This is a genomic window from Streptomyces sp. NPDC059649, from assembly GCF_042734445.1.
Classification (GTDB): Bacteria; Actinomycetota; Actinomycetes; order Streptomycetales; family Streptomycetaceae; genus Streptomyces.
In genome coordinates this window covers 1-26,089 of the sequence record NZ_JBHWDV010000006.1, presented here as the reverse complement: position 1 = coordinate 26,089, position 26,089 = coordinate 1, and the positions used below count along the sequence as shown (strand labels likewise).

The window sequence follows — 26,089 nt, the reverse complement described above, 5'->3', positions numbered from 1 at the left end:
CTCCGGGGCGCCGACCGAACCGTCTCGCAGCTGCCGAGGAAAGTCCCGTCCTCTTCGATTTGTCCCGCAGCGTCGCTTGCGAAGCCGTCCCGTAGTTCTTGCAGCGACCGGGGGCTAGTCTTCGTTGGGCGGCCACGCAGCCAGGGGCACGGTATGGAACCGATCCGCCTCAGTCACTCGCCCACGGGTCACCGCTGTGGGGCGGCCACCAACGGCAATCTCCGACCGGGGATCCACACCGCCGAGGCCGGCGGCCGCACGACATGCTGTGCGAGGACTGTCGCATCGATGCGCTGCGTGTCCAGCTCACGTTCGATGATCAGCACATCGGCAAGTGCGTCGAGCGCGGCGGAGGGGCGTGACTCGGCGAGTACCTGTAGCGCGTCGGTGACCGCCTGGTCGCGGTCGAGGACGAAGCCAGCAGCCGCGTAACCGTCGACGATCCGCTGATCGCCGCTGGCACCGTGTTCCAGCACGCAGCGGCGGAGCTCCGGGTGGTTGAACCCGTGTGCCGTCAGCCAGTTGGCCTGGGCGTGGCCAGCACTCAGCCACACAAGCGTGTAGTGCTGCGCGTCGCCCTTTCCGTCCACCCAGCAACCACCTCCCTCCGGCATGGACCGGTCACTAGCGAGGGAAAGTCGCTTCACCTCAAGCCCAAGGACCCAGGCGATCAGGGCGTGCGCGGCTTCGTGGATCGCAGCCGATCGCCACCACACGTCGTCGGGCAGCTTTGCCATGCACCACACGTGTGCTGGTTCGGTGAGCTGCGGTGCGTCCAGAAGCGCCGGGCGGGTGGCGAGGTAGGGGGCGTGAACCTGGATGTGTGAGGCGTCGGCAAGCTCTCTTGTCAGCAGATGTCGGGTCCCCGCAGAAGCCTCGCTCGTCATACCCGCGATTCTCTCAGCTCTGCTGGGCGGCAGGACATCTGTGGTTGGGGCCAGGTCAGGCCGTTGGCAGGCCAGAGCCCGAAGCGTCCCTGGCGCCAGTCCGTCCGCCGGATCGAGGACTACTCGCCGCCCGCCGTCCTCACCAACCTCACCGTCTGCGCTCTGCTCATCGGAGACGGCGCGGTCTTTCTCCTGCCGACCTCCGACTTCCAACGTGGCCCGGTCGCGCAGCCAAGGCGGGCATGTTCATCGGTGAAACCATCTGCTGGCCCTGGTCGTGTCGCTTGGCTCGGCGATCACACCCCCTGGCCGTCGTGGGCTTCGCCCTCGCGGTGGCCGGCTCGCTCGTACTGGCTCGCTTTGGCGAGGCACCAGCGAAGGGACGAAGGTCCGGTGTGATGACGGTACTTGAGGCGGCGTCGTGGAGCGGCCTTGCCGCGGCAACAGGCAAGCCGCCACGGTCAGAGACCCTGTATCCGAGATACACGGCAGCGATTGGCTACCAGGCCGCTCAATAAGTGAGCGCGAGTCACCCTCGCCTCCTCGTCATCACATGCGACTCATAGGGCACTTGGGGAACCGTTCGCCCAGCTGGAATAGTCTGATCTTCTGGCAAGGGTTTTACGGGGGGAATGTTCCCATGGGTGTTGTGCTGCCGGGTTGGGCTGATGAGCTGCTCGATCTGATCGGTGTGTCGTGGCCGAATGTGGACGAGGACGACTATCGCGAAATGGCCAATGCCATGCGGGAGTTCGCCGACGACATCGACGAAGGCGCGAACGAGGCCCACACCGCGATCCAGAGTCTGGTCGGGTCGGCGGGCGGTTCCCTGGCCGTTGAGGCGCTCAACGCCCATTGGGGGAAGATCAACGGCCAGCATCTCAAGGGACTGGCCGACTGCGGTCGCATGGCAGGCACCGCGATGGACGGGGTCGCGTTACTCATCGAGGGCGCCAAGATCGCCGCACTCGTCCAGCTCGGCATCCTCGCCGCCGAGGTCATCGCCGCGCAGGCGGCGGCCCCATTCACCCTGGGACTTTCCGAGGTCGGCGCGCTGGGCGCGACCCAGGCGACCCGAATGATCGTGAAGCGGCTGTTCAAGGAGGTCTGCCAGCAGGTCACCGAACAGGTAATCAGCATCGCGCTCACGCCCGTGGAGGAGGCGCTGGGCGCAATGGTCGGGGACCTCGTCGTGCAGCTCGGTGCCAACGCCCTCGGTGTGCAGGACGGTGTCGACCTCGGTCACGCCGCCAAGGCCGGAAAGGACAGCTTCAGCCAGGGCGTTGCGGACGCCAAGGGCGCCGCCAAGTCCGCCGCCGACAACCCCATGGAACTCCTCAGTGCCGGCGGCCGCCGGAGCGGCGGCGGTGGCTTCGGCGGATCCGGTGGCGGTAGCCATGGCGGAGGCGGCAGCAGCTCGGCGGGCGGTGGCGGATTCAGCTTCGACAAGGACGAACACGACCGCGTCGTCACCAGCCTGGAGAGCGCCGGCGGAACCTTCCGCAACAAGGCCGGGGGCAAGATCGGCCGAGCCAAGAGCCACCACAACCGCACCCGCGGCAAGGACTTCATCGCGGATGCCGCCAACACGATGCTCGACAAGGTCGTTGAAGGCATCGAGGAGGGCGTCAAGAAGACTGCCAAGCATCTCGACGACAACATGACCCGCGGCATCAAGCAGATGGCCAAGAACCATCACGAGAATGACAAGGGCTTGGCTGACCACTTCAAGGGCCTTGGGAAGGACGGCAAGGGCGATCCCAAGGCTCCCAACGCTGGCGGCTCAGGCCCAGGTGGCCGTGGCGTCGGCAAGTCGCCGAACTCGAAGGGCGCCCATTCCACGGCGCTCTCGAAGAGCGAGGCCGCCAAGCAGGCTGATGCCGACCACCCGCACGACAAGACCCGCAAGGACGAAAGCAAGTGCACGGACGGCACGGACCCGGTCGACCTGGCCACCGGCAAAGTGTTCCTCTCCCAGACCGACATCACCCTGCCCGGTGCCCTGCCTCTGCTCTTCACCCGTAAGTACGAGTCGTCGACCCGCATCGGACGACACCTCGGGCCGTCCTGGTCCTCCACCATCGACCAACGCCTGGAAATCGACGCCGAAGAGGTCGTCTTCGTCACGGAGACTGGGATGCTGCTGCGATACGCCATCCCACAGGCCGACGAGCGGGTCCTGCCAAAGAACGGTCCACGCTGGCCCCTGAGGCGTACCGACCAGAATGACTGGGCCATCGACGACCCGGAGACGGGCCAGACCCGTTACTTCAGCGAGGCCCTGCACACCGCTGGTGTCGCCCTGCCCGATGAGATCACGGACCGCAACGGCCACCGGATCACGTTCGACTACGCCGACGAGACCGGCATCCCATACGCCATCCGGCACAGCGCCGGCTACGAGCTCAAGGTCACCTGCGACGAGCACGGCCTCCTCACCGCCCTGCACCTGGTCGGCGCTGCCGACGATGGCTCGGACCAGCTGATCCGCTCCTTCGGTCACGATGAGGACGGCAACCTCACCACCGTCACCAACGCCACTGGCGCTGTGACGCGGTTCGAGTACGACACCGAGCACCGCATGACGGCCTGGGTCGACTCCAACGACTCCCGCTACGAGTACACCTACGACGACCGTCACCGCTGCATCACTCAGGCTGGCGCCGAAGGGCACATCTCCAACCGCTTCTCCTACGGTGAGATTGACCCCGAGACTGGGCACCGACTCACCACACATATCAACGGCGAAGGCTTCGCAACGCGGTACCTCATCAACGAGCGCCTCCAGGTCATCGCGGTCACCGACCCGCTCGGCAACACCACGCGCACCACGTACGACATACACGACCGTCCTATTCAGACCACTGATCCGCTGGGCGCCACCACCCAACTGACCTATGACGAGTTCGGGAACCTCGTCTCCATCGTCCGCCCGGACGGCTCCACCAGCACCGCCACCTACACCGGCCTCGGCCTGCCGTCTCAGATCACCGGCCCAGACGGACGGACCGTCCACCAGGAATACGACGCCAAGGGCAACCGGATCGCTGTCACCAACCCCGCCGGCCAAACCACCCGCTTCACCCACGACGAACGCGGCCACCTCGCCTCGGTAGTCGACTCGCTGGGCAACATCACCCGCATCGAGTGCGACGCGGCCGGTCTCCCCTTCACCGTCACCGACCCGCTGGGCGCCGTCACGACCTTCCATCGGGATCGCTTCGGCCGTACCACCTCCGTTACGGACCCGCTCGGCAACACCACCCACTACACCTGGACCGTCGAAGGGCGCCTCGCAGCCCGCCTCAACCCGGACTCCACGCAGGAGTCGTGGACCTACGACGGTGAGGGCAACTGCACCTCCCAGACCGACGTGCTGGGCCAGGTCACCACGTTTGAATACGGCCACTTCGACCAGCTAAAGGTGCTCACTGACCCGGATGGCGCCCGCCACGAGTTCATTCACGACACCGAACTCAAGCTCATGAAGGTCATCAACCCACAGGGCCTGACCTGGCGGTATGAGTACGACGAGGCTGGGCGCCTGATCTCTGAGACGGACTTCGACAACCGCACCCACAGCTATTCGCACGACGCGGCTGGGCGCCTTGCCTCCCGTACCACCCCGCTGGGGCACACCATCCGCTTCCAGCGCGATGCCCTCGGCCGGACCCTCACCAAGGATGTCGACGGCGCACTCACCACCTACACTTACGACGCCGCCGGGCATCTGGCCCAGATCACCGCCCCGGATAGCCAGATCACCTACGCACGTGATGAGTTCGGGCAGGTCGTCGCCGAGACGGTGAACGGCCGCACCACCATCTTTGGCTACGACGCCCTGGGCCGCCGGATATCCCGCACCACCCCCACTGGCGCTGTGAGCCGATGGACCTACGACGCGGCGGGCCGTCGCACCGGACTCGACGCCTCCGGTCATGCTCTGACGTTCACGCGCAACGCAGTCGGCCAAGAGCTGTCCCGCGCCCTCGGCGACCTCACCTTCACCAACCACTACGACACCCTCGGCCGCCTCACCGACCAGCGCGTCGCCTCAGCCGCCGAAACCATCCAGCACCGCGCCTACACGTACCGCGCCGACGGCCACCTCACCAGTATCGACGACCACCTCAACGGTGCCCGCAGCTTCGAACTCGACACCGCCGGCCGGATCACCACCGTCTCTGCCCACAACTGGACCGAGACCTACGCCTACGACACAGCCGGCAACCAGACGTCCGCCACCTGGCCCGACGTCGCGGGCCACGCCTCAGCACGCGGCGAGCGGACGTACGTCGGCACCCGCATCCAGGCCGCCGGCGCCATCCGCTACACCCACGACGCCGCGGGCCGCACCACCGTCCGCCGAAAGACCCGCCTGTCCCGCCGCCCCGACGTCTGGCACTACACGTACGACGCAGAGGACCGCCTCACGTCCTGCACCACCCCCGACGGCACAGTCTGGACGTACACCTACGATCCCCTGGGCCGTCGCACCGCGAAGTACAAGTGGGCACCGGACCGCCAAACCGTCGCCGAACACACTCTGTTCACCTGGGACGGCACCCAGCTGGCCGAGGAGACCGACTCCGCCAGCGGCGTCAGCCTCACCTGGGACTACGAGGGCTACCGCCCCCTGACCCAGTTCGAGCGCAAGCCCCGCACGCAGGACGAGTACGACGCCCGCTTCTACGCCATCGTGACGGACCTGGTGGGCACCCCGACCGAACTAATCGACGAGCGAGGCAACTCGGCATGGCGCGCCACCACCACGCTCTGGGGCACAACCGGCTGGGCCGCGAACGCACGGGCATACACGCCACTGCGTTTCCCAGGCCAGTACTTCGACTCGGAAAGCGGGCTGTACTACAACTTCCACCGCTACTACGACCCTGAGATCGCCCGCTATACCAGCGCTGACCCGCTCGGTCTCGCAGCGGCCCCCAACCCGAATGCCTACGTCGCCAATCCTCATCTCTGGATCGACCCACACGGTCTCGCGCCGGACGAAGGCTGCAAGAAAGCCTCGTCCGAGGTAAACCCTCCCCCACTTAAAATAGTCGCCCCAGGTGAGGGCAGGACCGGCGACCCACCCGTAGTCGTCGGCCCCGGGGAGATCAGGGTGGGCGACGTGCACGGTGATGCCGTTGTCCGGGGTGGATTCCTCGAGGGTAACGTGCACGGCACTTTGGTGATGGCGGAAGGCGGGACCGTCGTCGGCAACAGATTCGGCAACGTGGTCCAGATCGGCCATCACAATTCCATAGGTTCGCCAGGCCCGCATGGCTCAAATTCCCTCTTCAGCTTGGACGGGACGAACATCCACAACGGCATGGTGATCCAGGCCGGATACGTCGAGGGCGATATCACCTCTGGCGGCCGCAAGATCTGGCCGCTTGAATGAGGCGCTGGGTCGAAGCACGATGCGCAAAAGCCCCTGGCCTACCTCTGATTAGATTGTTGCCCTCGGATCGTCGCTCTCGTTGCGAGGCCGACTACAGCTGGAGTGGAAGTGACCAGCGCGCCGTGTACCTGGCGGCCGTGGGCAGTTCGGTATGAACAACAGACTGGGGGTCTCATCTCATTCGCCGATGTGCACCCCCTCGGCATGGTCCGACGCAGAAGCCAGTTGGCCGGCTGAGATGGCAGCGTTGCTGTGGTTGCCTTTGCTGGCTATGGGGATGACGAGGGACGGTCGCCCGGACACCAGACCTCCGCGAAGTACTGCGGGCGATAGCGATACTTGGCCTTGTGGCCCTTGTCCCTGCCGGTGAGGGCCCAGCCTGCGTGCGCGCAGTGCGGTGTCTGCGGGGACGATCGTGACGGAATGCTTGGGGAACCGCCGGCACAGCAGTTGCTTCGCGAGCGTGTGGGCGAAGCCGATGCCAAGCTCACCGGACTGCAGGTTCTTGTACTGTTCTGCGATCTGCCGGCCCTCATCGGTCAGGCCCAGGAAGGAATCGACACCGCCTTGCAGAGCCTGGTCGTACTTGAGCGCACCCAGTGGTCGGCCAGCCCCGCCCTGCGCCCCGCCATGACAGCGCCATTGCCCGGCCGAGCGTGTGCAGGTCCCCCAAAAGGGTCACTTCTATCTGGCGGCTGAGTTCGGTGCGGGGGACCGGGCGAGGCGTTGCTTGCGGCGGAGGACTTCGTCCCCGTTCTCCTTCCTCGTCCTGTCGTCCGCCGCGATGGCCAGTCCCACTTTCCCGACCAGCTCCTCGCTGGAGCGGACGGAGATGTTCGGCGACTCGACGAGATCCAGCAGGACCTTCTTGGCAGCCTTCAATGAGTCCCCCGTGGCTCCTACGGGCGCTTTACGAACGCCGTGAAGGTACGGACGAGGTAGACGGCGCATGCAAGTACGCAGGGGGCGCACACACGGGGGCCGCGGAGTGTGCACCCGCTGTCGTGGTCGTCAGAGCCTCGTCACGTACGTCGTTCGGACGCTCTACGGCTCCGCGACAGACTCAGACGAGGAGCGGCTCCACCCTCGCGTTACCAGCCATGATCCGCCAGGCCGGCATGCGGACCGTCCGGGTCACCGTGTCCGGTTTCGCTCCGGAGCCGCCGGACGGCAGCCCCGTCAGCAGGTCACCGCGCGCGTGACTCAGCCGTAGGTGGCGGGCCGGATCGAGGCCGTTGTCCGGGCCTGTGTCGATGAGCACCGCGGTGTTTCCCGCGTCCGTTGTGAACAGCAGGTCCACCGTGTGCCCGCCGACTACCGCCGAGCGTTCGAGATCGGTGTACCCGCGTTCACCGAGGTACGCCTGGAGCCGGTCCGTGAGCTCTTCGCGGAGCCCGGTCTGTGGCTCTGTCCCCGATGCCGCGTCGTGGGCGACGGAGGATCCCGCGCCCAGCACCTCCGACCGTTCCGCGAGCAGCGCGGGCAGCCCCGCCTGGCCCTGCCAGAAGGCATGACTGCCCACTGTGATCAGCTGCGACTTGGCCCGTGTGACCGCGACGTTCCATAGATTGACCTGGCTCGCCACCCAGTGCGTCGTACGCGGCGGAGTGTTGTCGGTGGCCACCGGGCTCAGGACCATGACGTCACGCTGCCCACCCTGGAAGGCGTGCACAGTGCCGACTCGCACCCGGTCATCATCCGCCCACACCCGGGCCAAAGCCTCCTTCTGAGCCTTGAACGGTGTCACCACCCCGATCGTTGCGTCCTCGGGCAGCCGGGCGAGCAGCTCATTCACGGATTCCCGTACCCGCCGAGCCTCTTCCGGGTTGCGCCAGGACTGCCCGCCACTTCCCCGAGCGGATTCGCCGTGCGGGACATCCACCCACCCCAGCACCGGGGCCGGGTCGGCGGCTCCCACAGGGTCGACCGCCGGGATCTGGTCCCGGACATCGGTGAGCACCTGCAACTGCCCCGTGTAGCAATAGCGGTTGACGAGGTCCGCGATCTGTGGATGGCACCGGTAGTGCTCGTCGAGCAGCAGGGCCGCATCGCCATGCTGGGCGGCCGCATGGTACGACGCGTACACGTGGTAGGTGAGTCGGTGGTCCTCCAGCTGCGCCGCGCTCAGCCCGGCCCGTACCCGTGCCTGCCTCTCCTGTTCTGCCGTGATTCCCGGGATGTGCCCGAGTTGCATGGGATCCCCGATGATCAGCGCCCGCTTGGCCCGGAAGAGCAGAGGCAACACCGAGGGGATCGAGCACTGGCTCGCCTCGTCGATCACGACAAGGTCGAAGAGTTTCGGTACGAGTTCGAGCTGACGTACCGAGTGTGTGCTGATGGCCCACCCCTTCAGGTGTGCCATCAGATTGCGCTGGCTCTTCTGGAAGCCGGAGCGCCGGCGCAGTGCCTGGAGCCGCTGACTCATCAGGGAACGTCCGCGGACCATCGCCTCGGCAGCCACGGCCTCGGCCAATTCGCCGGACACCTCCGACAGGTCGGCGCTGCTCGCCAACCGCGCCTGCTTCAGAGCCAGTTCGTCCCGGCCCAGGTGCTGCGGTAGGAGATCCCGGAGCTTCCACTCCACGGCGGTTGACTCCGTCAATTCGAGCAGGCGTTCGGACGACACGGGCCGCTCCGTGGCCCAGGCTGGCCAGGGGCTCGGCGGGGCTTCCGCGACCGAGGCGACGAAGGCGGACAGGGCGCGCCCTCTGCGCCACCGGCCGAAGGCGAACCAACGGGCGGTGGCGGCCTTCCGCGCCCGTTCCTCCCAACGCGCGAGCGCGGCTGGGCCCGCGGCCCACGCCCCTTCGAGCAACGCCACTGGCAGCCCGAGCCCCTCTGCCCGAAGAGCCCGGTCCCGCACCAGCTGCAGTAGCTGTGCCTCCTCGTCGACCAGCTGGGCCGCTTCCGCCCGGTGCGTGGCGGCTCGGGCGTGGCGGTTGCGGAGGTCACCGGTCACGGTCACCGAGCCACGAGCCGGCTTCTCGACCGGCTGGGCGAGCAGCTGCTCCAGTTTCGCGGCCTCGCGTTCCAGGGCTGCGATGTTCCCGGTCCGCATGAGCAGACCGGGTGAGATCGCGTCGCAGCGCTCGGCCACGACATTCACGGCCTCGTTGTTCGTGGAGGCGACGAGCACGGACTGCCCGGCGGCGACCGCCGTGGTGACCACCGCGGTCACGACCTCGCTCTTCCCGGTACCCGGAGGGCCGGTCGAGACGGTCAGCGGACGCGTCATCGCCGAAACGACCACCTGCTCCTGGCTCTCGTTGCACGGCCCCGGAGCCACCACGACTGGCGACGCGTGACCACGGGCATCAGCGCCGTCGTCTCCTCCGTTGAGGAGCGCACCCAGCGCGGTGCCGGGGATCTGTCCGGTCCGGGCGGAGATTTGGATCAGGTTGTCCACCAGAGCTTCGTTCGCGAGGCGTTCTACGCCTGTGGGCGCGAGGAGAACGGCGGCATTGTGCGCACCCGGTCGCAGCGAGCCCATGACGGAGCGGTCGCTGAGCGCGGACAGGTCGAGGGGCTCCAGTTCGGGAAGTCCGAGCCTTGTCAGGAGTTCCCGTACAGCCTTGACCATCTGGGCGCCGTTGCCCTCCTGCCAGGTCGGCTGCCAGTGGGAGACGAGGTCGGCGGCATCGTCGTCGGCAAGCAGCTCGGTGACCACACCGGTGTGCAAGGACGGCACCCCGCTCGGACGGAGCAGATCCCGGCCGTTTTCGTCGGGCGCGAGTTCCATCGGCTGGATCAGCAACGGGGCAATCCGTACCGTCGCGCGCCGTCGGCCGTCGGTGCGTTCCGGGAGCGTGACCGCCGGGAATCCGTACCAGTACTCCTGCGTTCCTGCCCCCTCCACCTGTGCACCGCTGTTCTTGGGCCTGGGCAGTTGCGCGGGGGCGGGCAGACCGGACCCGAGACCGGACTGTATCGTCTCCGAGCCCTGGCCCAGCAGGAAGTACGCCGAGCCCCGGCCGCTGTCCCGGTCGGGCGTCATGCCCGATGCCGCCTGCGCGCTGAGGCAGTGCGTGTAATAGCGTAGGAGCCGCTGCCAGTCGATGCCGTCCTGGGTGTCCCGGCCGACGAGCTGTCGGGCCTTCAGCAGGACGGGAGAGGCCAGCGCCGCCCTGGCAGAGATGTCGCGAGGAGGGGCGGGAAGGTTCACGGATCGGGCCACGGAGCGCGCCAGGGGCAGGGAGCGCGTCGCGCGGATCGTGGACTTGGTCGGACGCTGCTCCTCGGGCACACCGTTGCGCACCATCTGTGCGGTCAGGTACTCGAACAGGTCGTCCGGCGTGATCCAGCCGCTGTCCTTGATCCGCCCGCTGCGCAGGCCTTCCACGATCTCACCGGTAAAACGGGAGGTGCCGAGTGAGGAGCCCTCCGGGGCCATCGCCGAGGCGGCCTGGAGGGCGTCGGAGGCAGTGATGAAGTACACGCCGGTCGGCCGCAGCAGGGTACTTGGCGTGGGGCACTCACCTCTGTCTCCCACGCCTTTGGCGGTCCAGCCCTGAACGACTGATCCACTGGAGCAGCAGTCCAGCAGCACGACCTTCGATGAGGCCCGGCAGGACTGGAGCATGCGCTCCAGAAACTCGGCGGGGACGGCCGTTCCGGGCAGGTCGTCCGGGTCGGCGTCCCGCGTGAGGAAGTACAGCTGACCGTCAGCCTCGCAGAACTCCCCGTGGCCGCTGAAGTAGAGCAAGGCCGTCTCACTGGGCTGGCGCGCCTCCAGGAACTCCTCGATGGCGTACAACATTTCTGGCCGGGTCGGATCGGGGACCATGGCGCAGTCGTTGAACATGCCGATTTCGGTGCTCTCCAACACCGCCTGCATGTAATGCAGATCAGCCCGGACCGGCGGGAGATCACGGTAGCGGTCGCTGTCGTACGTGGATACGCCGATCAGCATGGCGTACCGGTCGTTCTCGCTCACTCCTGGCCCGATCCGTCCTCGTCAGCATCCGCATCTCCGCTGTTGTTGCCGCTGAGGAACCGCTCGATCAGCTGGTCGTTGGCGCGGACCTCCCTGCCGGAGACACGGAGCGTCGTGCCGTCGGGCCGCGTGATGACCACGGTCCGCTGCGGCACGCGGGCCAACCAGATCTGGATGCCGGCCGCGACCAGGGAGCCGCCGCTGAACACCAGGCCGATCAGTTCCGTGACCGGCCCTCCCTTGTCCGTGTCGGCAACGGTGTGCTGATGCGGGATGTCGAGCGCGGCCCGTGGATCGGCCTCGGCGAGGGTTGCGAGGAGTTCCCGGGCTTCTCGCCGGGCCCGCAACGGATCCTCGTCCATGAGGCTGATGCGATACCCGGCGGCCGTGTCGGTGTGAGTGGTGCCCACGTGTGCTGTCCCCCTTGGATCCCTCGTGTGCTGCACACACGGACCGACGACGGTATCGCTAGCCACTGACAGTCGGTCTGCCGTAGCCGAAACCCGCTGGTCAATGGCCTGAAACGCACATGGCTGTCCACTCGGTCGTACCGGTCGCGCCGACGAGTGGTCTGTCGTCACCCCGGAAGGGTCGGCCCACCAGAGTGTCGGCGCACAACTGGTCGGAGACATACCGCCACGACCCGCAGGCAACGTGACCAACGTCGGCTGGTGGACGACTGAGCGCAGGACCGACGTATCACCAAGCAGCGGCTGGCTGCCGATGCCACCCCTGTGTGGTGGGTTCAACAAGCACGCGCGGGGAAACGACGGTGCAGTCGCTCGACTCCGGCGCTTTCAGAGGAGGAAACGATGACTTGGCGATCGTCGTGCTGACGCCTGCGCGATGCCCTACTGTGCGTCGGAGGGGGCGGCAGGTACTCGAGGCCAACCTCTGTACCGAGTCGAAAACACGCTGTCTGAACTGGCCGAGAAGACCTTGGGTGACCGTTCCCGCGTCGGTTTGATCACGCTCGGCAGTGCGGACCACGGCTGGGGAGGGGACCTCGGTTTGCGACTCGCTGACTATGACGTGCGCCTGCCGGACCTGCTCTGGAAAGCGGACGAGAGCGATGTCCCGGCACAGCTGCGGGAGAGGTGTCCGACGCTGTACCAGGATGAGTGGGCAGCTGCCGTTCGTCTCCAAGTTGATCCTCCTGGCGGTAGTCGGAGTCCGAACCCGACGGTGCCGATCGGCAACCGCAGCTCCTCGCGAAGCCGGCTCGAGCGGCAGCCAGGGAGCGCTTTTGCCAGTCGCTGATCGCGATCGCGGAGTATGAGGTCGCAGAACCAACTCACAGCCCAACCGGCAAGTGCACGCCTGAGATGCGCGACTGAGACACCCGACAACGAGGAGGCTGCTCAGCACATAGCAGTCCTGTCCGGAGGGCCACCACAGTCATCGGTGCGGCTACGCCTGAGCTGCTCGGGCCTCTCGCTCGCGCAGGTACTCCTGAGTGCCGACGGCTGCCCTGCACCCGGCTGGTACTTGAGGAATTCCCGGAACTGAACCAGGAGGAGTGCCACGCCGTCATTCACGTCACGGGGCTGGTCCTCTTGCTTTCGAGGCGGCCAGTATGGCGGTAGAGCGTTCAGCAACTCACCAAAGGCCTGGAACCTATACAAGCGCGCCTGAATCCCATGGTGTTGGCCGGCCAACACCAGAGGGGCGGACAGTTGGCCAGCGCTGGGCTCATGGCCTCGTTCTTCCCGTTCGACGGGAACCACAAGTCCCGCTCGTCAATGACGCATTGATGACCCGGGCAACCACCCCCCTGACCTCCCCCTATAGCTCCCAGTGAGCACCGACGCACCGGTCGTTTTTTTGCTCAATGGTGAACGGGGAGCCAAGGGTTCGGCGGTGATTCGGGCTTACAGTCCTGTTTGACCGGCTCGATGACATTGTTCTGAGGCGAGAGACGTTCTCTGGAGAACGGGGGATCACGGTGCTGGAGACGGCGCAGTTATCGCAGGTGAACGACCAGGCGCAGGCGAACGGCCGAGAGTGGGTGAACGGTCAGGGGCACGGTGGCGGCGCTCACGCTCTAGGGCACGGCGGGGGCGTTCAAGGGCACGGGCACCGGACCGCGGGGGTGTTGGGGGAGTTACCGGCCCGGCCCGTGGTGCGGGTCATGTTGGTGGCGGAGCAGTCGGTGACGCGGGCCGGGTTGCGGTCGATATTGACGGCGGCGCCGGAGTTGCGGGTGGTCAGTAGTTTCGGGAATCCGAAGAAGGCCATCGAGGCGTCGCGCGAGGAGCAGCCCGAGGTCATCCTCGTCGGTACGCGGGAGGGGCTGACCGCGGATGCGGCGGCCGCTCAGCGGCTGGTGTCGGTGAACGGGGCGCCGGGGGCGAAGGCGATACTGCTGCATCCCGCGGAGACGAGTGTGGAGGTCTCGCAGGTTCTGACCGGGGGCGTTCACGGGTGTATCGATCCCGCGGTGGATGAGGAGCAGATCATTCGGGCGGTGACGACCGTGGCGATGGGCGGTGCGGTGTTCCTGCCGGCGCCCAAGGTGCAGCCGGTCGAGCTGACGCTGGCGATCGACGGGCCCAGTCCGGCCGAGGCCAGCCTGACCGAGCGGGAGCGGGCGGTGCTGGGCAAGCTCGCGCGGGGGCTGAGCAATGCGGAGATCGCCACGGAGTTGTTCCTGGCGGAGGCCACCGTCAAGAAGCATCTGACGCAGGCCATGCGGAAGATCGGGCAGCCGGACCGGCTGCGGGCCGGCTTGTACGCGTACCAGCACGGGATCTTCGAGTAGTCGATGAGTAGTCGTTGAGTCGTCGTCGCGTAGCTCCGCAGCGTTTGGGCGGGGGAGAGCGACGGGGTGCCGGTGGCACCTGGCGACCATGGGAGCAGGTGCGGAGACGATCGGGGAACCGTCGGGCGGGTGTGGCGATCGCGGGGTGGCCCGTACGCCTACCGGCCCGGGTTCTCGGCTGGTTGGCGCTGAGGTGGGTGGCACCTGACGGACCGGCCGCGGGCGACCATTGGAGTAGCTGCGGGTGACGATCGAGGAACCGCAAGTCTCCGAAGGTGTGTTCTGTCAGGTGTCAACCAGCGGTTAATTTTGTTTCGCTCTTTCGGTACGGCCGGCTGCCCGATATCGGCGGTCGGCGGGCCGCATCTCGCCATACGAACAGCGGGGGTCTCGTTGAGCGACTACACCGTCAGTCATGTCGAATTCCATGTCGGGGATGCCCGGCAAGCCGCCTATTACTACCGCACCGCATTCGGTTTTCACACAGTGGCCGAAGGGGGTCCGGAAACCGGGCTCGCGGACCGTAGGTCCATTCTTCTCGGGCAGGGGGACATTCGCCTCCTGATGACGTCCGATCTGACCTCCGACGGGCCGGTGGCCCGCTATGTGGCGCGCCACGGTGACGGGGTGGCGAACATCGCCCTGCGGACGGGCGATGCGGAGGGCACGTTCCGGCGGGCCGTCGAGCACGGGGCGGAGGTGGTGGCGGAGCCGGCCGAGGTCGAGTACGAGGACGGCACCGTCGCCCTGTCCGCCGCGGTCAGGGCGTTCGGGGACACCGTGCACACCTTTGTGCAGTACGAGGACGCGGGCCGGCAGTTGCCGCATCCTCGGCTGCGAGCGGCGGATGCGGATGCCGGTGCGCAGGCCGCCGGCGGCGAAGCGCGGTTGCATTCGCTCGATCATTTCGCCGTTTGTCTTCCGGCCGGTGAACTCGCCCGGACCGTGGCCTTTTACGAGAAGGGCCTCGGGTTCGACGAGGCCTTTGAGGAATTCATCGAGGTCGGGGACCAGGCGATGGAATCCAAGGTGGTGCGCAGCCCGTCCGGGGCCGTCACCTTGACGTTCCTGGAGCCCGATGTGCGGCGTAAGCCGGGGCAGATCGACACCTTCCTCGACGCGCACGGCGGCGCCGGCGTACAGCATCTGGCATTCGGTACGTCGGATATCGCCGCCGCCGTACCGCATATCGCCGGGCAGGGGGTGGAATTCCTGCACACGCCCGCCACGTACTACGACGCGGTGGAGGACCGGGTCGGCTCCCTCGGGGGCGATCTGGCGGTGCTGCGCGACCTGTGCGTGCTCGCCGACCGCGATGACTGGGGGCTGCTGTACCAGATCTTCACCCGCTCGCCGCACGCCCGGGGCACGTTCTTCCTCGAACTCATCGAGCGGCGCGGTGCGCAGACCTTCGGCAGCGGCAACATCAAGGGCCTCTACGAGGCGGTCGAGCGCGCCCAGGCCCTCACCGGCGCCACATGACGGACACCGGCACTGATCCAGCTACCGGCCCCGATCCAGTCACTGACACCGACCCCGCGGCCCGGCCGCTGACCGACGCCGATCCCGCCGCCCGGCCGCTGACCGACGCCGACCCCGCCGCCCGGCCGCCGTTGACCGGCCCCGATCCAGTAGCTGACACCGACCCCGCCGCCCGGCCGCTGACCGTCGCCGGATACGCCGCGCTCGCCAAGGACCGTCTGCCCGCGGCCACTTGGCACTACTTCCAGGGCGGCGCCGGCACGGAGAGCACCGTACGGGCCAACCGTGCCGCATACCGCCGGGTCCGGCTCCGGCCGCGGGTGCTGACCGACGTCTCCCGGTGCGAGCTGTCGACCACGGTGCTGGGGGATCCCATCGGCGCGCCCCTGGGCGTGGCGCCGATGGCGTACCACCAACTGGCCTGTGCCGAAGGGGAAGTGGCCACCGTGCGGGCGGCCGGCGCGCCCGGGCTGCGGATCCCGACCATCGTGAGCATCTTCGCCAGCCGGACCTTCGAGGACCTCGCCGCGCAGGCCACCGGACCGCTCTGGCTGCAGCTCTACTGGCTGCACCGGCGGGACGTGCTGCGCACGGTGGTGCGGCGCGCGGAGGCCGCCGGGTTCCGCGCCCTGGTGCTCACCGTGGACACCCCGCGGCTCGGCAGACGGCTGCGCGAGGTGCGCCACGGCTTCCATCTGCCCCCGCACATCGCCGCCCGCAACCTGGACGGCGAGGTCACCGGATTCCTGCACGACCGGCAGGACGGCAGTTCCGCCCTGGCCCGGCACGCCGACGCCTTCATCGACTCCTCGATCGGCTGGGCCGACCTGGAATGGCTGCGGGAACAGACCCGGCTGCCGCTCCTCCTCAAGGGCGTCCTCACCGCGGAGGACGCGGACCGCGCCGCCGGACTCGGCATCGACGGGATCGTCGTCTCCAACCACGGCGGCCGCCAACTCGACGGCGCCATCGCCACGTTGGACGCGCTGCCGGAGGTCGTGGCGGCGGTCGGCGGCCGCTGCCCGGTGTTCCTCGACGGGGGCATCCGCCACGGGACCGACGTGCTGAAGGCACTGGCGCTGGGCGCCCGGGCCGTCTTCGTCGGCAGACCCGTGCTGTGGGGGCTGGCCGCCGGCGGGGAGGCCGGGGCGCGCGAGGTGCTCACCCTGCTGCGGGACGAACTGGAGGACGCCATGGCGCTGGCCGGCCGCCCGTCCCTCGCCGCCCTCGGCCCGGAGCTGCTGGCCCGTGGCCCGGCCGCGGCGGCACCGAACGAATCGTACGAGGACCCGGATCTTCGGAAAGGACCATGATGACCACCGAGCCGTTCCAACTCAGCGACCACGACCGGGCGTTGCTGCCCACCGACGACGACGTGCAGTTCTACCAGGAGCACGGCTGGTACCTGTCGAAGAAGCTGCTGACCGACGACGAGGTCGACACGCTCGTCGAGGCCAGTGAGCGGTTCTACGCCGGTCACCGGGACCGGACCCTGCCGGTCCGGCCGCCGCGGCTGGCGTACTGGGAGCCGGAGAAGGGCGATGTCCACCGGCACAACGACTACATCTTCTACGAGGACGACACGATCCGGCGCATCCTGTCCAAGCCGCTGATCGGGGCGGTCGCCGCGCGCATCGCGGAGACCAGCCAGATACGGCTGTGGAACAGCACCCTGATCTACAAGCCGCCGCGGCCCGAGGACGAGGGCAACATCGTGCCCTGGCACTTCGACCGCCACTACTGGCAGACCTGCACCTCCGACGAGATGCTGACCGCCTTCATCCCCTTCCACGACTGTGACGAGGAGATGGGCACCATCACCATGGTCGACGGCAGCCACCGCTGGAAGGAGATCGGCGGCAACGACGCGACCACCAAGCACTTCGCCGAGCGGGACCGCTCCGAACTGGACGAGATGCTGGAGGAGAACGCCGCCTTCAACAACGTCACGGTCCGCAAGGTGCCCGTCGTCATCCCGAAGGGGCACATCAGCTTCCACCACTGCCGCACCTACCACGGCAGCGGGCTCAACCGGAGCGACCGCCCGCGCCGGGCGATCTCCTTCCACCTCCAGGACCGGACGAACCAGTGGCGGCCGTTCGAGATCTCCACCGGCGAGCGGGTCGTCTACAACAACGACGTGCTCGTCCGTAAGGACGCGAACGGCAACCCCGACTACGCGGACCCGGACTTCTGCCCGGTGCTCTGGCAGGAGCAGGCGTAATGCCGCGGCCCGGACCGGATGCCGAGCTCAGGCCGGCCGATCTGCACTCGTCCCTCTCGGACCCGCTGCTCGACGTGATGAACTTCCTCAACGAGGTCACGCTGCGGTACCCCGAGGCGATCTCCTTCGGTCCGGGCCGCCCCTACGACGGGTTCTTCGAGGTGGACCGGATCGGCGGCTACCTCGACACCTACACGCGCCACCTGGAGCAGGACCTCGGCCGCACCCCCGAAGAGGTGCGCACCGCGCTGTTCCAGTACGGGCGCACCAACGGCCAGATCCACGAGCTGGTGGCCCGCACCATCGCGCACGACGAAGGCATCCACACCGACCCGTCGGCCGTCGTGGTCACGGTCGGCTGCCAGGAGGCGATGCTGCTGGTCCTGCGGGCGCTGATCACCGGCCCGGACGATGTCCTGCTGGTCACCGACCCCGGCTACGTCGGCATCACGGGCGCCGCCCGGCTGCTGGACGCCACGACCGTGCCGGTGCCCGAGGACGACACCGGACTGGACCTCGACGCGCTGCGCACCACCGTCCGCGAACTCCGCGCCCGGGGCAAGCGGCCGCGCGCCGTGTATGTGATCCCCGACTTCGCCAACCCCTCCGGGGCGTCGATGCCCACGGAGAAGCGGCACGCACTGCTCGAACTCGCCGCGGATCAGGACCTGTTGCTGCTGGAGGACAACCCGTACGGGTTCTTCAGCCGCACCGGGGAGCAGCGGCCCACCCTGAAGTCGCTGGACACCCGGCACCGGGTGATCTACTTCGGTTCGTTCGCCAAGACCTGCTTCCCGGGCGCCCGGGTCGGCTACGTCATCGCCGACCAGCCGGTCGTCGGCGAGAACGGCGGGCGCACACTGCTCGCCGACGAGCTGTCGAAGATCAAGAGCATGGTCACGGTGAACACCCCGGCGATCGCCCAGGCGGCCATCGGGGGCATGCTCCTCGCGCACGGGTGCCGGCTGCGCGATGCCAACAAGGACCTCATCGACTTCTACCGCGGCAACATGGAGGCGCTGCTGGCCGCGCTCGCCCGCCACCTGCCGCAGGACCGGTGGGGGGTGCGGTGGAACGTGCCGGAGGGCGGGTTCTTCCTCGTCCTGACCCTGCCGTTCGCCGCCGACAACGCCTTCCTGGAGGAATCGGCCCGCGATCACGGCGTCATCTGGACCCCGATGAGCTACTTCTACCTGGGCGACGGGGGAGAGCGGCAACTACGGCTGTCCGCCAGCTACTTGACACCCGAGCGGATCGAGGAAGGGGTGCGCCGGCTCGCCGCGCACATCATCCGGCGGATCACCCAGGGGCACTAGATGGCCGCGAACGCACTGCGCACCGTCGCCGTCGTCGGCACCGGGCTCATCGGCACCTCCGTCGCCCTCGCCCTGACGGCGCGGGGCCTTACCACCCATCTCCTCGACCGGGACGGCGCCGCGGCCCGGACCGCCGCCGCGCTGGGCGCCGGTACGGCCGGCCCGCCGCCCGACCCGGTGGACCTGGCGGTGCTCGCCGTACCACCCGGGAGCGTGGCCGGCGTCCTGGAGGAACACCAGAAGAACGGTCTGGCGCGGGCGTACACCGACGTCGCCAGCGTGAAGGGCCCGCCGCTGGACGAGATCGCGGCCCGCGGCGGTGACCTGGGCTCCTTCGTCGGCGGCCACCCGATGGCGGGGCGGGAACGCTCGGGTCCGCTGGCGGCCCGGGCCGAGCTGTTCGAGGGCCGGCCCTGGGTGCTCACGCCCGACCCGGCGACCGAACCCGCCGTCCTGGGGCGGGCGCTGGAACTGGTCCGGCTGTGCGGCGCGCTGCCGGTCGTCCTCGGTGCCGAGGCCCATGACCACGCCGTCGCACTCATCTCCCATGTCCCGCACCTCCTCGCCACCTTGATGGCGGCCCGGCTGGCCGACGGGGAAGAGGTGGCGCTGCGGCTCGCCGGCCAGGGCCTGCGCGATGTCACCCGGATCGCCGCCGGCGACGCCGGACTGTGGACGGACATCCTCACGACCAACGCGGAGGCCGTGGCGGCCGTGCTGGACGGGCTCGCCGCCGACCTGGACGCCGTACGCCGCGCGCTGCGGGAGCCGGCCCCGGCGGAGCTGACCGCACTGCTCGAACGGGGCAACACGGGATATGCCCGGATCCCCGGCAAACACGGCGGAACTGCCGTAGCGTACGCATCGGTTCGGGTGGTCCTGCGCGACCGGGCGGGTGAGCTGGCCCGACTGCTCGCCGCCGCCTCGGCGGTGGGGGCGAACATCGAGGACGTCCGCCTGGAACACGCCACGGACGGCTCCGCCGGGCTGGCGGAACTCCTGGTGGCGGACGAGTCGGCCGGCACCCTCACGGCCGAACTCCGGCGCCGCGAGTGGACCGTCCACGTCTAGCGCGCCGCGCGTGACCCCCGAGCCATCCCGGGCCGCACCGGCCCTCGTCGAGCGAAACCAGGAGTACGACCGTGCGGGCAGCAGTGATGTTCGGGGCAGGGGACGTCCAGGTGAAGGAGGTGCCCGACGCCCGGATCGACCGGCCGACCGACGCCGTGGTGCGGGTCACCCACGCCGCGATCTGCGGCAGCGACCTGTGGCGCTACGGCAAGATGCCGCCCAACCCGGACGGGGTGCGGATCGGGCACGAATTCATCGGCGTGGTCGAGGAGACCGGCGCCGAGGTCACCTCCGTACGCCGCGGAGACCTCGTCCTCGCGCCCTTCAAGTGGTCCGACGGCACCTGCGAGTTCTGCCGCGACGGGCTGCCCAACTCCTGCCCGGACGGCGGCTTCTGGGGCGGCGAGCTGGACGGCGGCCAGGGCGAGGCGGTCCGCGTCCCGCTGGCCGACGGCACGCTCCTCCCGCTCCCGATGGAGCCGGACGACTCCCGGGTGCCGGCGGTGCTGGCCCTGTCCGACGTGCTGTGCACCGGCCACCACGCGGCCCGCGCCGCGCAGGTCGGGCCCGGCCGGACCGTCGCCGTGGTGGGGGACGGCGCGGTCGGGCTGTGCGGCGTGCTGGCCGCCTCCCGGCTCGGCGCGGAGCGCATCATCGTCCTCGGCCGGCACACCGCGCGGACCGATCTCGCGCGGCGGTTCGGTGCCGTCGAGGTGGTGCCGGAGCGCGGCGCGGAAGCCGTCGAGCGGGTCAAGGAGCTCACCGGCGGCCACGGCGCGCACGCGGTGCTGGAGTGCGTCGGGACCGGCGCGGCCCTGCGGGACGCGCTGGACATGGCCCGCCCCGGTGGCGCGGTCGGCTACGTCGGGGTGCCCCAGGACGGCGAGGGCGTCGACGTACGGCGCTTCTACCGCCGTAACGTCACCCTCGCCGGCGGCGTCGCCCCGGCCCGGGCCTACGCGCCCGAGCTCCTCCCCGATGTGCTGTCCGGACGTCTCGACGCATCCGCGATCTTCGACCGCACCATCGGGCTGGACGGCGTCGCCGACGGCTACAAGGCCATGGCCGCACGCGAGGCCCTCAAGGTGCTCATCCGCCCCTGAGGAACCTTGCGTCCCTTCGTTCCGCGCCCCGCTTCCCGGCCGCACCGGGAAGCGGGGCGCCTGTCCGTGCCGGGAAGAGGGGCGTACGTCCGCACCGGGGAGCGGGGGCGCACGTCCGTGCCGGCGCCTTGCGGCGTCAGCCGCCCGTCGAACTCAGCTCGCCGTTGAACACCGTCACCGCCTGCCCCAGCAGGGTCACCCGGTCGCCGCGCAGCTCGACGCCCACCCGGCCGCCGCGCGGGGACAGTTGACGGCCGGTCAGCTCGGTCCGGCCGAGCCGCTCGGACCAGAAGGGCGCCAGTACGCAGTGGGCGGCGCCGGTGACGGGGTCCTCGGGTATGCCGGCGGCCGGGGCGAAGACCCGGGAGACGAAGTCGTGGTCGGCGCCCGCGGGGGCGGCCGCGGTCACGATGACCGCCCGGCCGCTGAACGCGGCCAGCGCCACGATGTCCGGGGACAGGTCCCGCACGGCGGCCGCCTCCGCCAGTTCCACCAGCAGGTCGTGCCGGGCCCGGCCGGTCCACACCGGGTCGGTGCCCAGAGCCTTGGCCAGCCCGGCCGGTACCGGCTCGGCGGCCGGCGGGTCCGCCGGGAAGTCCAGGGTGATGTCACCGCGGCCGTGCCGCCGGGCGGTGAGCACCCCGCTCAGCGTCTCGAAGCGCAGGGTCGCGTCACGGGCGGCGGCCCGGGTGGTGTGGAGCACGTGGGCGGTGGCCAGCGTGGCGTGTCCGCAGAGGTCCACCTCCACCGTGGGCGTGAACCACCGCAGGCCGTAGGAGTCCTCCGCGACGCGGTGCACGAAAGCGGTTTCCGACAAATTGAGTTCGGCGGCGACCTGCTGCATCCAGGCCACCTCGGCCGGCTTCTCCAGCAGACACACACCGGCGGGATTACCGGCGAACGGCCGGTCGGTGAACGCATCGACGATGAAGGTGCGCATGGCCCGAAGCTACTGCCGGTAAGACGCCAAGGGGTGAAATGAGAGCACTTGCCGCTGTTGGTACCGCATTACGGCGCCCATCGGAGCAGGGGGAACGGTCCGAGAGGAGCCTGTTTACGCCTCCACACGATCACTAGGATTCCCATCCGAACGTCGAACCGCCGGCCACCGCCACGGAATCGAGGCGGCGGGCCCAGGGGGCGCATTCCGCGTCCGGAAGGGCATGCATGCAGACCACGGAAGCCAAAGTCCCACCCTTACTTCTCGCGGTGCTCATCTCCCTGAGCGTGGGCGGCCTGATGTCCTCCGACATCAATCTCCCCGGCCTGGCACAGACCGCCCACGCCCTCGGTAGCTCCGTCTCCGCGGTCCAGGCGACCTTCAGCCCGTATCTGATCGGCCTGCTCGTCGCCCAACTCCTCTACGGCCCCTGGTCCGACGCGATCGGCCGGCGGCGGCTGGTCATCGGCGGCTTCACGCTGTACGCGGTGGCCTCGCTCGGCTGCGCCCTCTCCCCGAACATCGCGGTCTTCGCCGCCGCCCGGCTGCTCCAGGCCCTCGGCGCGGGCGCCGGACTCGTCCTGGCCCGGGCCATCGTCGGTGACCTCTACGGCCAGCAGACCGCGGCCCGCGTCTTCACCACGATCATGCCGGTGGTCGGCGCCTCACCGGCCATCTCCCCGCTCATGGGCGGCTATCTGACGACCTACCTCTCCTGGCGCGCGCCGTTCTTCCTGACCGCGGTGATCGCCCTGGTCACCGTGCTCGCCGTGGTGCTCCGGGTGCCCGAGTCGCTGCCCACGGAACGCCGCGCACGCCGGCTGCGCACGACGGTGGGGAACTACCGCCGGCTGCTGCTGAGCGGAAAGTTCTGGGGCTACGGCCTCAACCTCGGTGTGGGGTACGCCGTTTACACCGGCTATCTGGTCGCCTCACCGGTGATCTTCCAGCGCCTGGGCATGAGCACCGAGATCAACGGCTACTGCTACATCAGCATCGCCGCCGCGTACATCACCGGCAACCTCGTCTCGCGCCGCCTGGTCAAGCGCCACTCCATCGACCGGCTGCTCGTCCGGGGCCATCTGATCTTCTCCAGCGGCGCCCTGGTGCTGCTGGTGGTGGGGCTGACCGATCCGCAGACCCCCTGGCCGCTGCTGGTGCTGATGACGGCCGTGACCATCGGCAACGGCTTCCTCTTCCCGATGTCCGTGGCGGGCGGGGTGACCTCCTTCCCCGCCATGGCCGGCGCCGCGTCCGGACTGCTGGGGGCGGTCCAGATGGCCGGCGGCAGCTTCTCGTCCCTGGTCGTCAGCAAGATCCCGCCGGACATCAGGTCGTTCGCGATCCTGGTGGCGGTCCTCGCGCTGACCGGACTGACCGCATACCACTGCCTCCGGGTCCGCACGGCCCGTTCCGCCACCGCATCCGACGCACCACAGGCGGCCCCGCCCGCCGCGCCGGTGGCCTCCGCAACACCGACCGACGAATGACCACCACGTATTCGCATACGCATGATTGAGGGGAAAACCGCCATGGGTCAGGTCTCACGCCGTCTGGAAGAACTCGGACTGACGCTGCCGCCGCTGCTGCCGAAGCTGGCGAATTACGTGCCGACGAAGACGGTCGGCGATCTCGTCTTCGTCTCCGGTCACGGCCCGCTGAATCCGGACGGCTCGGTGAAATACCGGGGACGCCTGGGCGCGGATTTCACCATCGACGAGGGCAAGGAAGCCGCCCGGCTCGTCACCCTGAACATCCTCTCCGCCCTCAACGCCGAACTCGGTGATCTCGACCGGATACGGGAATTCGTCAAACTGCTCGTCATGGTGCAGTCCGCCCCCGATTTCCAGGAACAGCACGTGGTCGCGGAGGGCGCCTCCGACCTCCTCACCGACGTCTTCGGCGCCGAACGCGGCTCACACGCCCGCTCCGCCGTCGGCATGATGGCCCTCCCCTTCGGCATCGCGGTCGAAATCGAGGCCGTGGTACGCATCGACGCCTGATACGCCCGCTGTGCACCCTCTTCCGCGGCTCAACCGTCCCGGAAGAGGGTGAGCCACGGCAGCAGATCCTCCCGGAGCTCGGGGTCGCGCACGCCCAGACCGTCCCGCGGCGCGAGGCAGCGGATGCCCACCTTCCCGTGGTGGCGGCCCGCCCGTACGGTGGCCACGGCCTCGGCGGTGGCCTCCAGGGGGTGGGTGACGGACAGGGGCGGATGGATACGGCCCTTGAGGACGAGCCGGTTGGCCTCCCACGCCTCCCGGTAGCTGGCGAAGTGCGTACCGAGGATCCGCTTGAGCCCGGTCCACAGGGAGCGGTTGTCGTAGAGGTGCCCCGGGCCCGTGGTGGAGGCGCAGGTGACCACGGTGCCACCGCGCCGGACCGCGTACACCGAAGCGGCGAAGGTGTCCCGGCCCGGGTGCTCGAAGACGATGTCGGGATCCTCCCCACCGGTGAGGTCCCGAACGTGCCGGGCGAAGCGCCGCCATTCACCCGGGTCCGGGGTCTCCGGGTCCTTCCAGAACTGATAGTCCTCGGCCCTGCGGTCGATGACCAGGTCCGCGCCCATCCCGTGGCACAGTGCGGCCTTCTCCGGCGACGAGACGACACACACCGGCGTGGCCCCGCCGGCGAGCGCGTACTGCGTGGCGAACGAGCCCAGCCCGCCCGCCGCACCCCAGATCAGGACGGTGTCCCCCTGCTTCATCGCCGCACCGTTGTGGGACACGAGCTGCCGGTACGCGGTGGAGTTCACCAGCCCGCAGCAGGCGGCCTCCTCCCACGTCAGATGGGGCGGCTTGGGCATCAACTGGGCGGCCTTGACCAGCGCGAGCTCCGCCAGCCCGCCGAAGTTCGTCTCATGGCCCCAGATGCGCTGCGCGGGACCGGGCGCCGCGTCGTCGTGGCCGTCCGGGGCCTCCAGCTCCACCACGAGACAGTGCGCCACGACCTCGTCACCGGGCCGCCAGTGGCTGACGCCGGGACCGGTGCGCAGGACCACGCCGGAGAGGTCCGACCCCAGGACGTGGTACGGCAGGTCGTGCCGCCGCCCGGCCGGCGATCTGCGGGCGTACTCCGCGAGGAAGCGGAATGTCGGCTCCGGCTCGAACAGCGCGGACCCGACGGTGCGGTGGTTGACCGACGAGGCCATCACCGCGACCAGCACCTCGGCGTGCCCCGGCTCTGGCACCGGCACCTCGTCGAGGTACAGCGAGGCACGCGGGTCACGCTCGCTGTGCGGGACCCCGACGAACAGCCCGGCGTCCTCCCGGTGCACGGTCACCGCCCGGTACGTCCGCGGCAGGGACAGACCGGCAAGCTCCCGGGCCGTGACGTCCGGATCGAGCAGTGCGCTGACGAGCTCGTGCACGGTGCGACTCCCACGCGACTGACGGTGCCTCTTTCACGTGCCTCTGCGACACCGCCATGGAAGCCCACCCTCCCCACCCAAGCCAGAAAAACCACCCTAAACCACCCATAAGGCCGTTCCGCTGCGCTTGGCTTGGCCTCCCACGTACCCGTTTGTCCCGCCGTCGGGGTTGCTCGCCGTGGCCGCTTTGCGGCGCCTCCCACGTACCCGTCCGCTGCGCCGCGGGGCGTCTCGCCGTTGCGCGCTTTGCGGCGCCTCGCACGTACCTTGCCGTCCCGCCGCGGGGCCTGTTCGCCGTTGCGCCTGGCGGCGGGCGTGGTGTCTTTGGGTGCGGTGCCGGCCCTCCAGACTTCGTCCTCCGGTCCAGCCCCTCCCGTTGGTGGGGGGAGAGGTTGGTGGGGGCGGGCGTTGTTCGGGAAGTTCCGCGTGTCGGGGGGTGTCGTGGGGTGACGGGAATACCTCACTGTTCCCGTGGCGTTGAGGCCCGCAAGGGGCATTCGCGTCCCCTACGGGATCTGTTCGGCCCCGCCCTAAGGGCCCCCACGCCCGCCCCCACCGCCCTTAATTTCCCCCCAACGGGAGGGGACGGGCCGGAGGG

Annotated in this window: 16 protein-coding genes; 10 read left to right on the top strand and 6 right to left on the bottom strand. The window is 69.0% G+C overall.

Annotated features, from left to right (window positions below; all coding sequences use genetic code 11):
• Positions 1 to 188 precede the first annotated feature (188 nt).
• Positions 189 to 887 (bottom strand): hypothetical protein, encoded by a 699-nt coding sequence (locus tag ACFV1J_RS10810; protein ID WP_385856978.1) that lies wholly within the window; start codon positions 885 to 887, stop codon positions 189 to 191.
• 640 nt (positions 888 to 1,527) lie between these two features.
• Here ACFV1J_RS10810 and ACFV1J_RS10805 point away from each other — a divergent pair.
• Positions 1,528 to 6,291 carry a DUF6531 domain-containing protein gene (locus ACFV1J_RS10805; protein WP_385856977.1) on the top strand — a complete coding sequence of 1,588 codons (4,764 nt, stop codon included), beginning with the start codon at positions 1,528 to 1,530 and terminating at the stop codon, positions 6,289 to 6,291.
• Between the two features lie 684 nt (positions 6,292 to 6,975).
• Here the strand turns inward: ACFV1J_RS10805 and ACFV1J_RS10800 are convergent.
• The 3 genes from ACFV1J_RS10800 to ACFV1J_RS10790 form a co-directional block, all read right to left on the bottom strand.
• Positions 6,976 to 7,173, bottom strand: a complete 198-nt coding sequence (locus tag ACFV1J_RS10800; RefSeq protein WP_385856976.1) for a hypothetical protein — start codon at positions 7,171 to 7,173, stop codon at positions 6,976 to 6,978.
• A gap of 181 nt (positions 7,174 to 7,354) precedes the next feature.
• Positions 7,355 to 11,224 (bottom strand): AAA domain-containing protein, encoded by a 3,870-nt coding sequence (locus ACFV1J_RS10795; RefSeq protein WP_385856975.1) that lies wholly within the window; start codon positions 11,222 to 11,224, stop codon positions 7,355 to 7,357.
• Entirely contained in the window at positions 11,221 to 11,634 is a 414-nt protein-coding gene (locus ACFV1J_RS10790) for a hypothetical protein (RefSeq protein ID WP_385856974.1), read from the bottom strand. Before ACFV1J_RS10790 ends, ACFV1J_RS10795 begins: the two co-directional genes overlap by 4 nt.
• A 1,721-nt stretch (positions 11,635 to 13,355) precedes the next feature.
• Between ACFV1J_RS10790 and ACFV1J_RS10785 the strand changes: the two genes are divergently transcribed.
• The 7 genes from ACFV1J_RS10785 (at position 13,356) to ACFV1J_RS10755 (ending at position 21,181) form a co-directional block, all read left to right on the top strand.
• Positions 13,356 to 13,985, top strand: coding sequence for a LuxR C-terminal-related transcriptional regulator (locus tag ACFV1J_RS10785; protein ID WP_385856973.1), 630 nt, complete (start codon positions 13,356 to 13,358; stop codon positions 13,983 to 13,985).
• Between the two features lie 309 nt (positions 13,986 to 14,294).
• Positions 14,295 to 15,467 carry a 4-hydroxyphenylpyruvate dioxygenase gene (gene hppD / locus ACFV1J_RS10780; protein WP_385856972.1) on the top strand — a complete coding sequence of 391 codons (1,173 nt, stop codon included), beginning with the start codon at positions 14,295 to 14,297 and terminating at the stop codon, positions 15,465 to 15,467.
• Positions 15,464 to 16,780 (top strand): alpha-hydroxy-acid oxidizing protein, encoded by a 1,317-nt coding sequence (locus ACFV1J_RS10775; protein ID WP_385856971.1) that lies wholly within the window; start codon positions 15,464 to 15,466, stop codon positions 16,778 to 16,780. Before hppD ends, ACFV1J_RS10775 begins: the two co-directional genes overlap by 4 nt.
• Positions 16,777 to 17,691 (top strand): phytanoyl-CoA dioxygenase family protein, encoded by a 915-nt coding sequence (locus ACFV1J_RS10770; RefSeq protein ID WP_385856970.1) that lies wholly within the window; start codon positions 16,777 to 16,779, stop codon positions 17,689 to 17,691. The genes ACFV1J_RS10775 and ACFV1J_RS10770 overlap by 4 nt, the downstream gene beginning before the upstream one ends.
• Positions 17,691 to 19,007, top strand: a complete 1,317-nt coding sequence (locus ACFV1J_RS10765) for a PLP-dependent aminotransferase family protein (protein ID WP_385856969.1) — start codon at positions 17,691 to 17,693, stop codon at positions 19,005 to 19,007. The genes ACFV1J_RS10770 and ACFV1J_RS10765 overlap by 1 nt, the downstream gene beginning before the upstream one ends.
• Positions 19,008 to 19,022: 15 nt before the next feature.
• Complete coding sequence (locus tag ACFV1J_RS10760) at positions 19,023 to 20,078, top strand: prephenate dehydrogenase (protein WP_385857088.1); 1,056 nt, start codon at positions 19,023 to 19,025, stop codon at positions 20,076 to 20,078.
• 71 nt (positions 20,079 to 20,149) lie between these two features.
• Positions 20,150 to 21,181: a zinc-binding dehydrogenase gene (locus tag ACFV1J_RS10755; RefSeq protein WP_385856968.1), complete on the top strand. Its 1,032-nt coding sequence runs from the start codon at positions 20,150 to 20,152 to the stop codon at positions 21,179 to 21,181.
• A 136-nt stretch (positions 21,182 to 21,317) separates the two neighbouring features.
• Here the strand turns inward: ACFV1J_RS10755 and ACFV1J_RS10750 are convergent, their stop codons facing one another.
• On the bottom strand, positions 21,318 to 22,121 hold the full coding sequence (locus ACFV1J_RS10750; protein ID WP_385856967.1) for a PhzF family phenazine biosynthesis protein: 804 nt from the start codon (positions 22,119 to 22,121) through the stop codon (positions 21,318 to 21,320).
• A 227-nt stretch (positions 22,122 to 22,348) separates the two neighbouring features.
• Between ACFV1J_RS10750 and ACFV1J_RS10745 the strand changes: the two genes are divergently transcribed.
• Both ACFV1J_RS10745 and ACFV1J_RS10740 read left to right on the top strand, forming a co-directional pair.
• Positions 22,349 to 23,611: a multidrug effflux MFS transporter gene (locus tag ACFV1J_RS10745; protein WP_385856966.1), complete on the top strand. Its 1,263-nt coding sequence runs from the start codon at positions 22,349 to 22,351 to the stop codon at positions 23,609 to 23,611.
• Between the two features lie 42 nt (positions 23,612 to 23,653).
• Positions 23,654 to 24,124 carry a RidA family protein gene (locus ACFV1J_RS10740; protein WP_385856965.1) on the top strand — a complete coding sequence of 157 codons (471 nt, stop codon included), beginning with the start codon at positions 23,654 to 23,656 and terminating at the stop codon, positions 24,122 to 24,124.
• Positions 24,125 to 24,153: 29 nt separating this feature from the next.
• Here ACFV1J_RS10740 and ccrA read toward each other — a convergent pair whose 3' ends face one another.
• Positions 24,154 to 25,491 (bottom strand): crotonyl-CoA carboxylase/reductase, encoded by a 1,338-nt coding sequence (gene ccrA, locus ACFV1J_RS10735; protein ID WP_385856964.1) that lies wholly within the window; start codon positions 25,489 to 25,491, stop codon positions 24,154 to 24,156.
• Positions 25,492 to 26,089 lie beyond the last annotated feature (598 nt).

Excerpts from the sequence above, each read along its gene's own strand:
- ACFV1J_RS10810 (WP_385856978.1), bottom strand. The coding sequence starts at position 887 with ATGACGAGCGAGGCTTCTGCGGGGACCCGACATCTGCTGACAAGAGAG.
- ACFV1J_RS10805 (WP_385856977.1), top strand. The coding sequence starts at position 1,528 with ATGGGTGTTGTGCTGCCGGGTTGGGCTGATGAGCTGCTCGATCTGATC.
- ACFV1J_RS10785 (WP_385856973.1), top strand. The coding sequence starts at position 13,356 with ATGTTGGTGGCGGAGCAGTCGGTGACGCGGGCCGGGTTGCGGTCGATA.
- ACFV1J_RS10775 (WP_385856971.1), top strand. The coding sequence starts at position 15,464 with ATGACGGACACCGGCACTGATCCAGCTACCGGCCCCGATCCAGTCACT.
- ACFV1J_RS10770 (WP_385856970.1), top strand. The coding sequence starts at position 16,777 with ATGATGACCACCGAGCCGTTCCAACTCAGCGACCACGACCGGGCGTTG.
- ACFV1J_RS10765 (WP_385856969.1), top strand. The coding sequence starts at position 17,691 with ATGCCGCGGCCCGGACCGGATGCCGAGCTCAGGCCGGCCGATCTGCAC.
- ACFV1J_RS10750 (WP_385856967.1), bottom strand. The coding sequence starts at position 22,121 with ATGCGCACCTTCATCGTCGATGCGTTCACCGACCGGCCGTTCGCCGGT.
- ACFV1J_RS10745 (WP_385856966.1), top strand. The coding sequence starts at position 22,349 with ATGCAGACCACGGAAGCCAAAGTCCCACCCTTACTTCTCGCGGTGCTC.
- ACFV1J_RS10740 (WP_385856965.1), top strand. The coding sequence starts at position 23,654 with ATGGGTCAGGTCTCACGCCGTCTGGAAGAACTCGGACTGACGCTGCCG.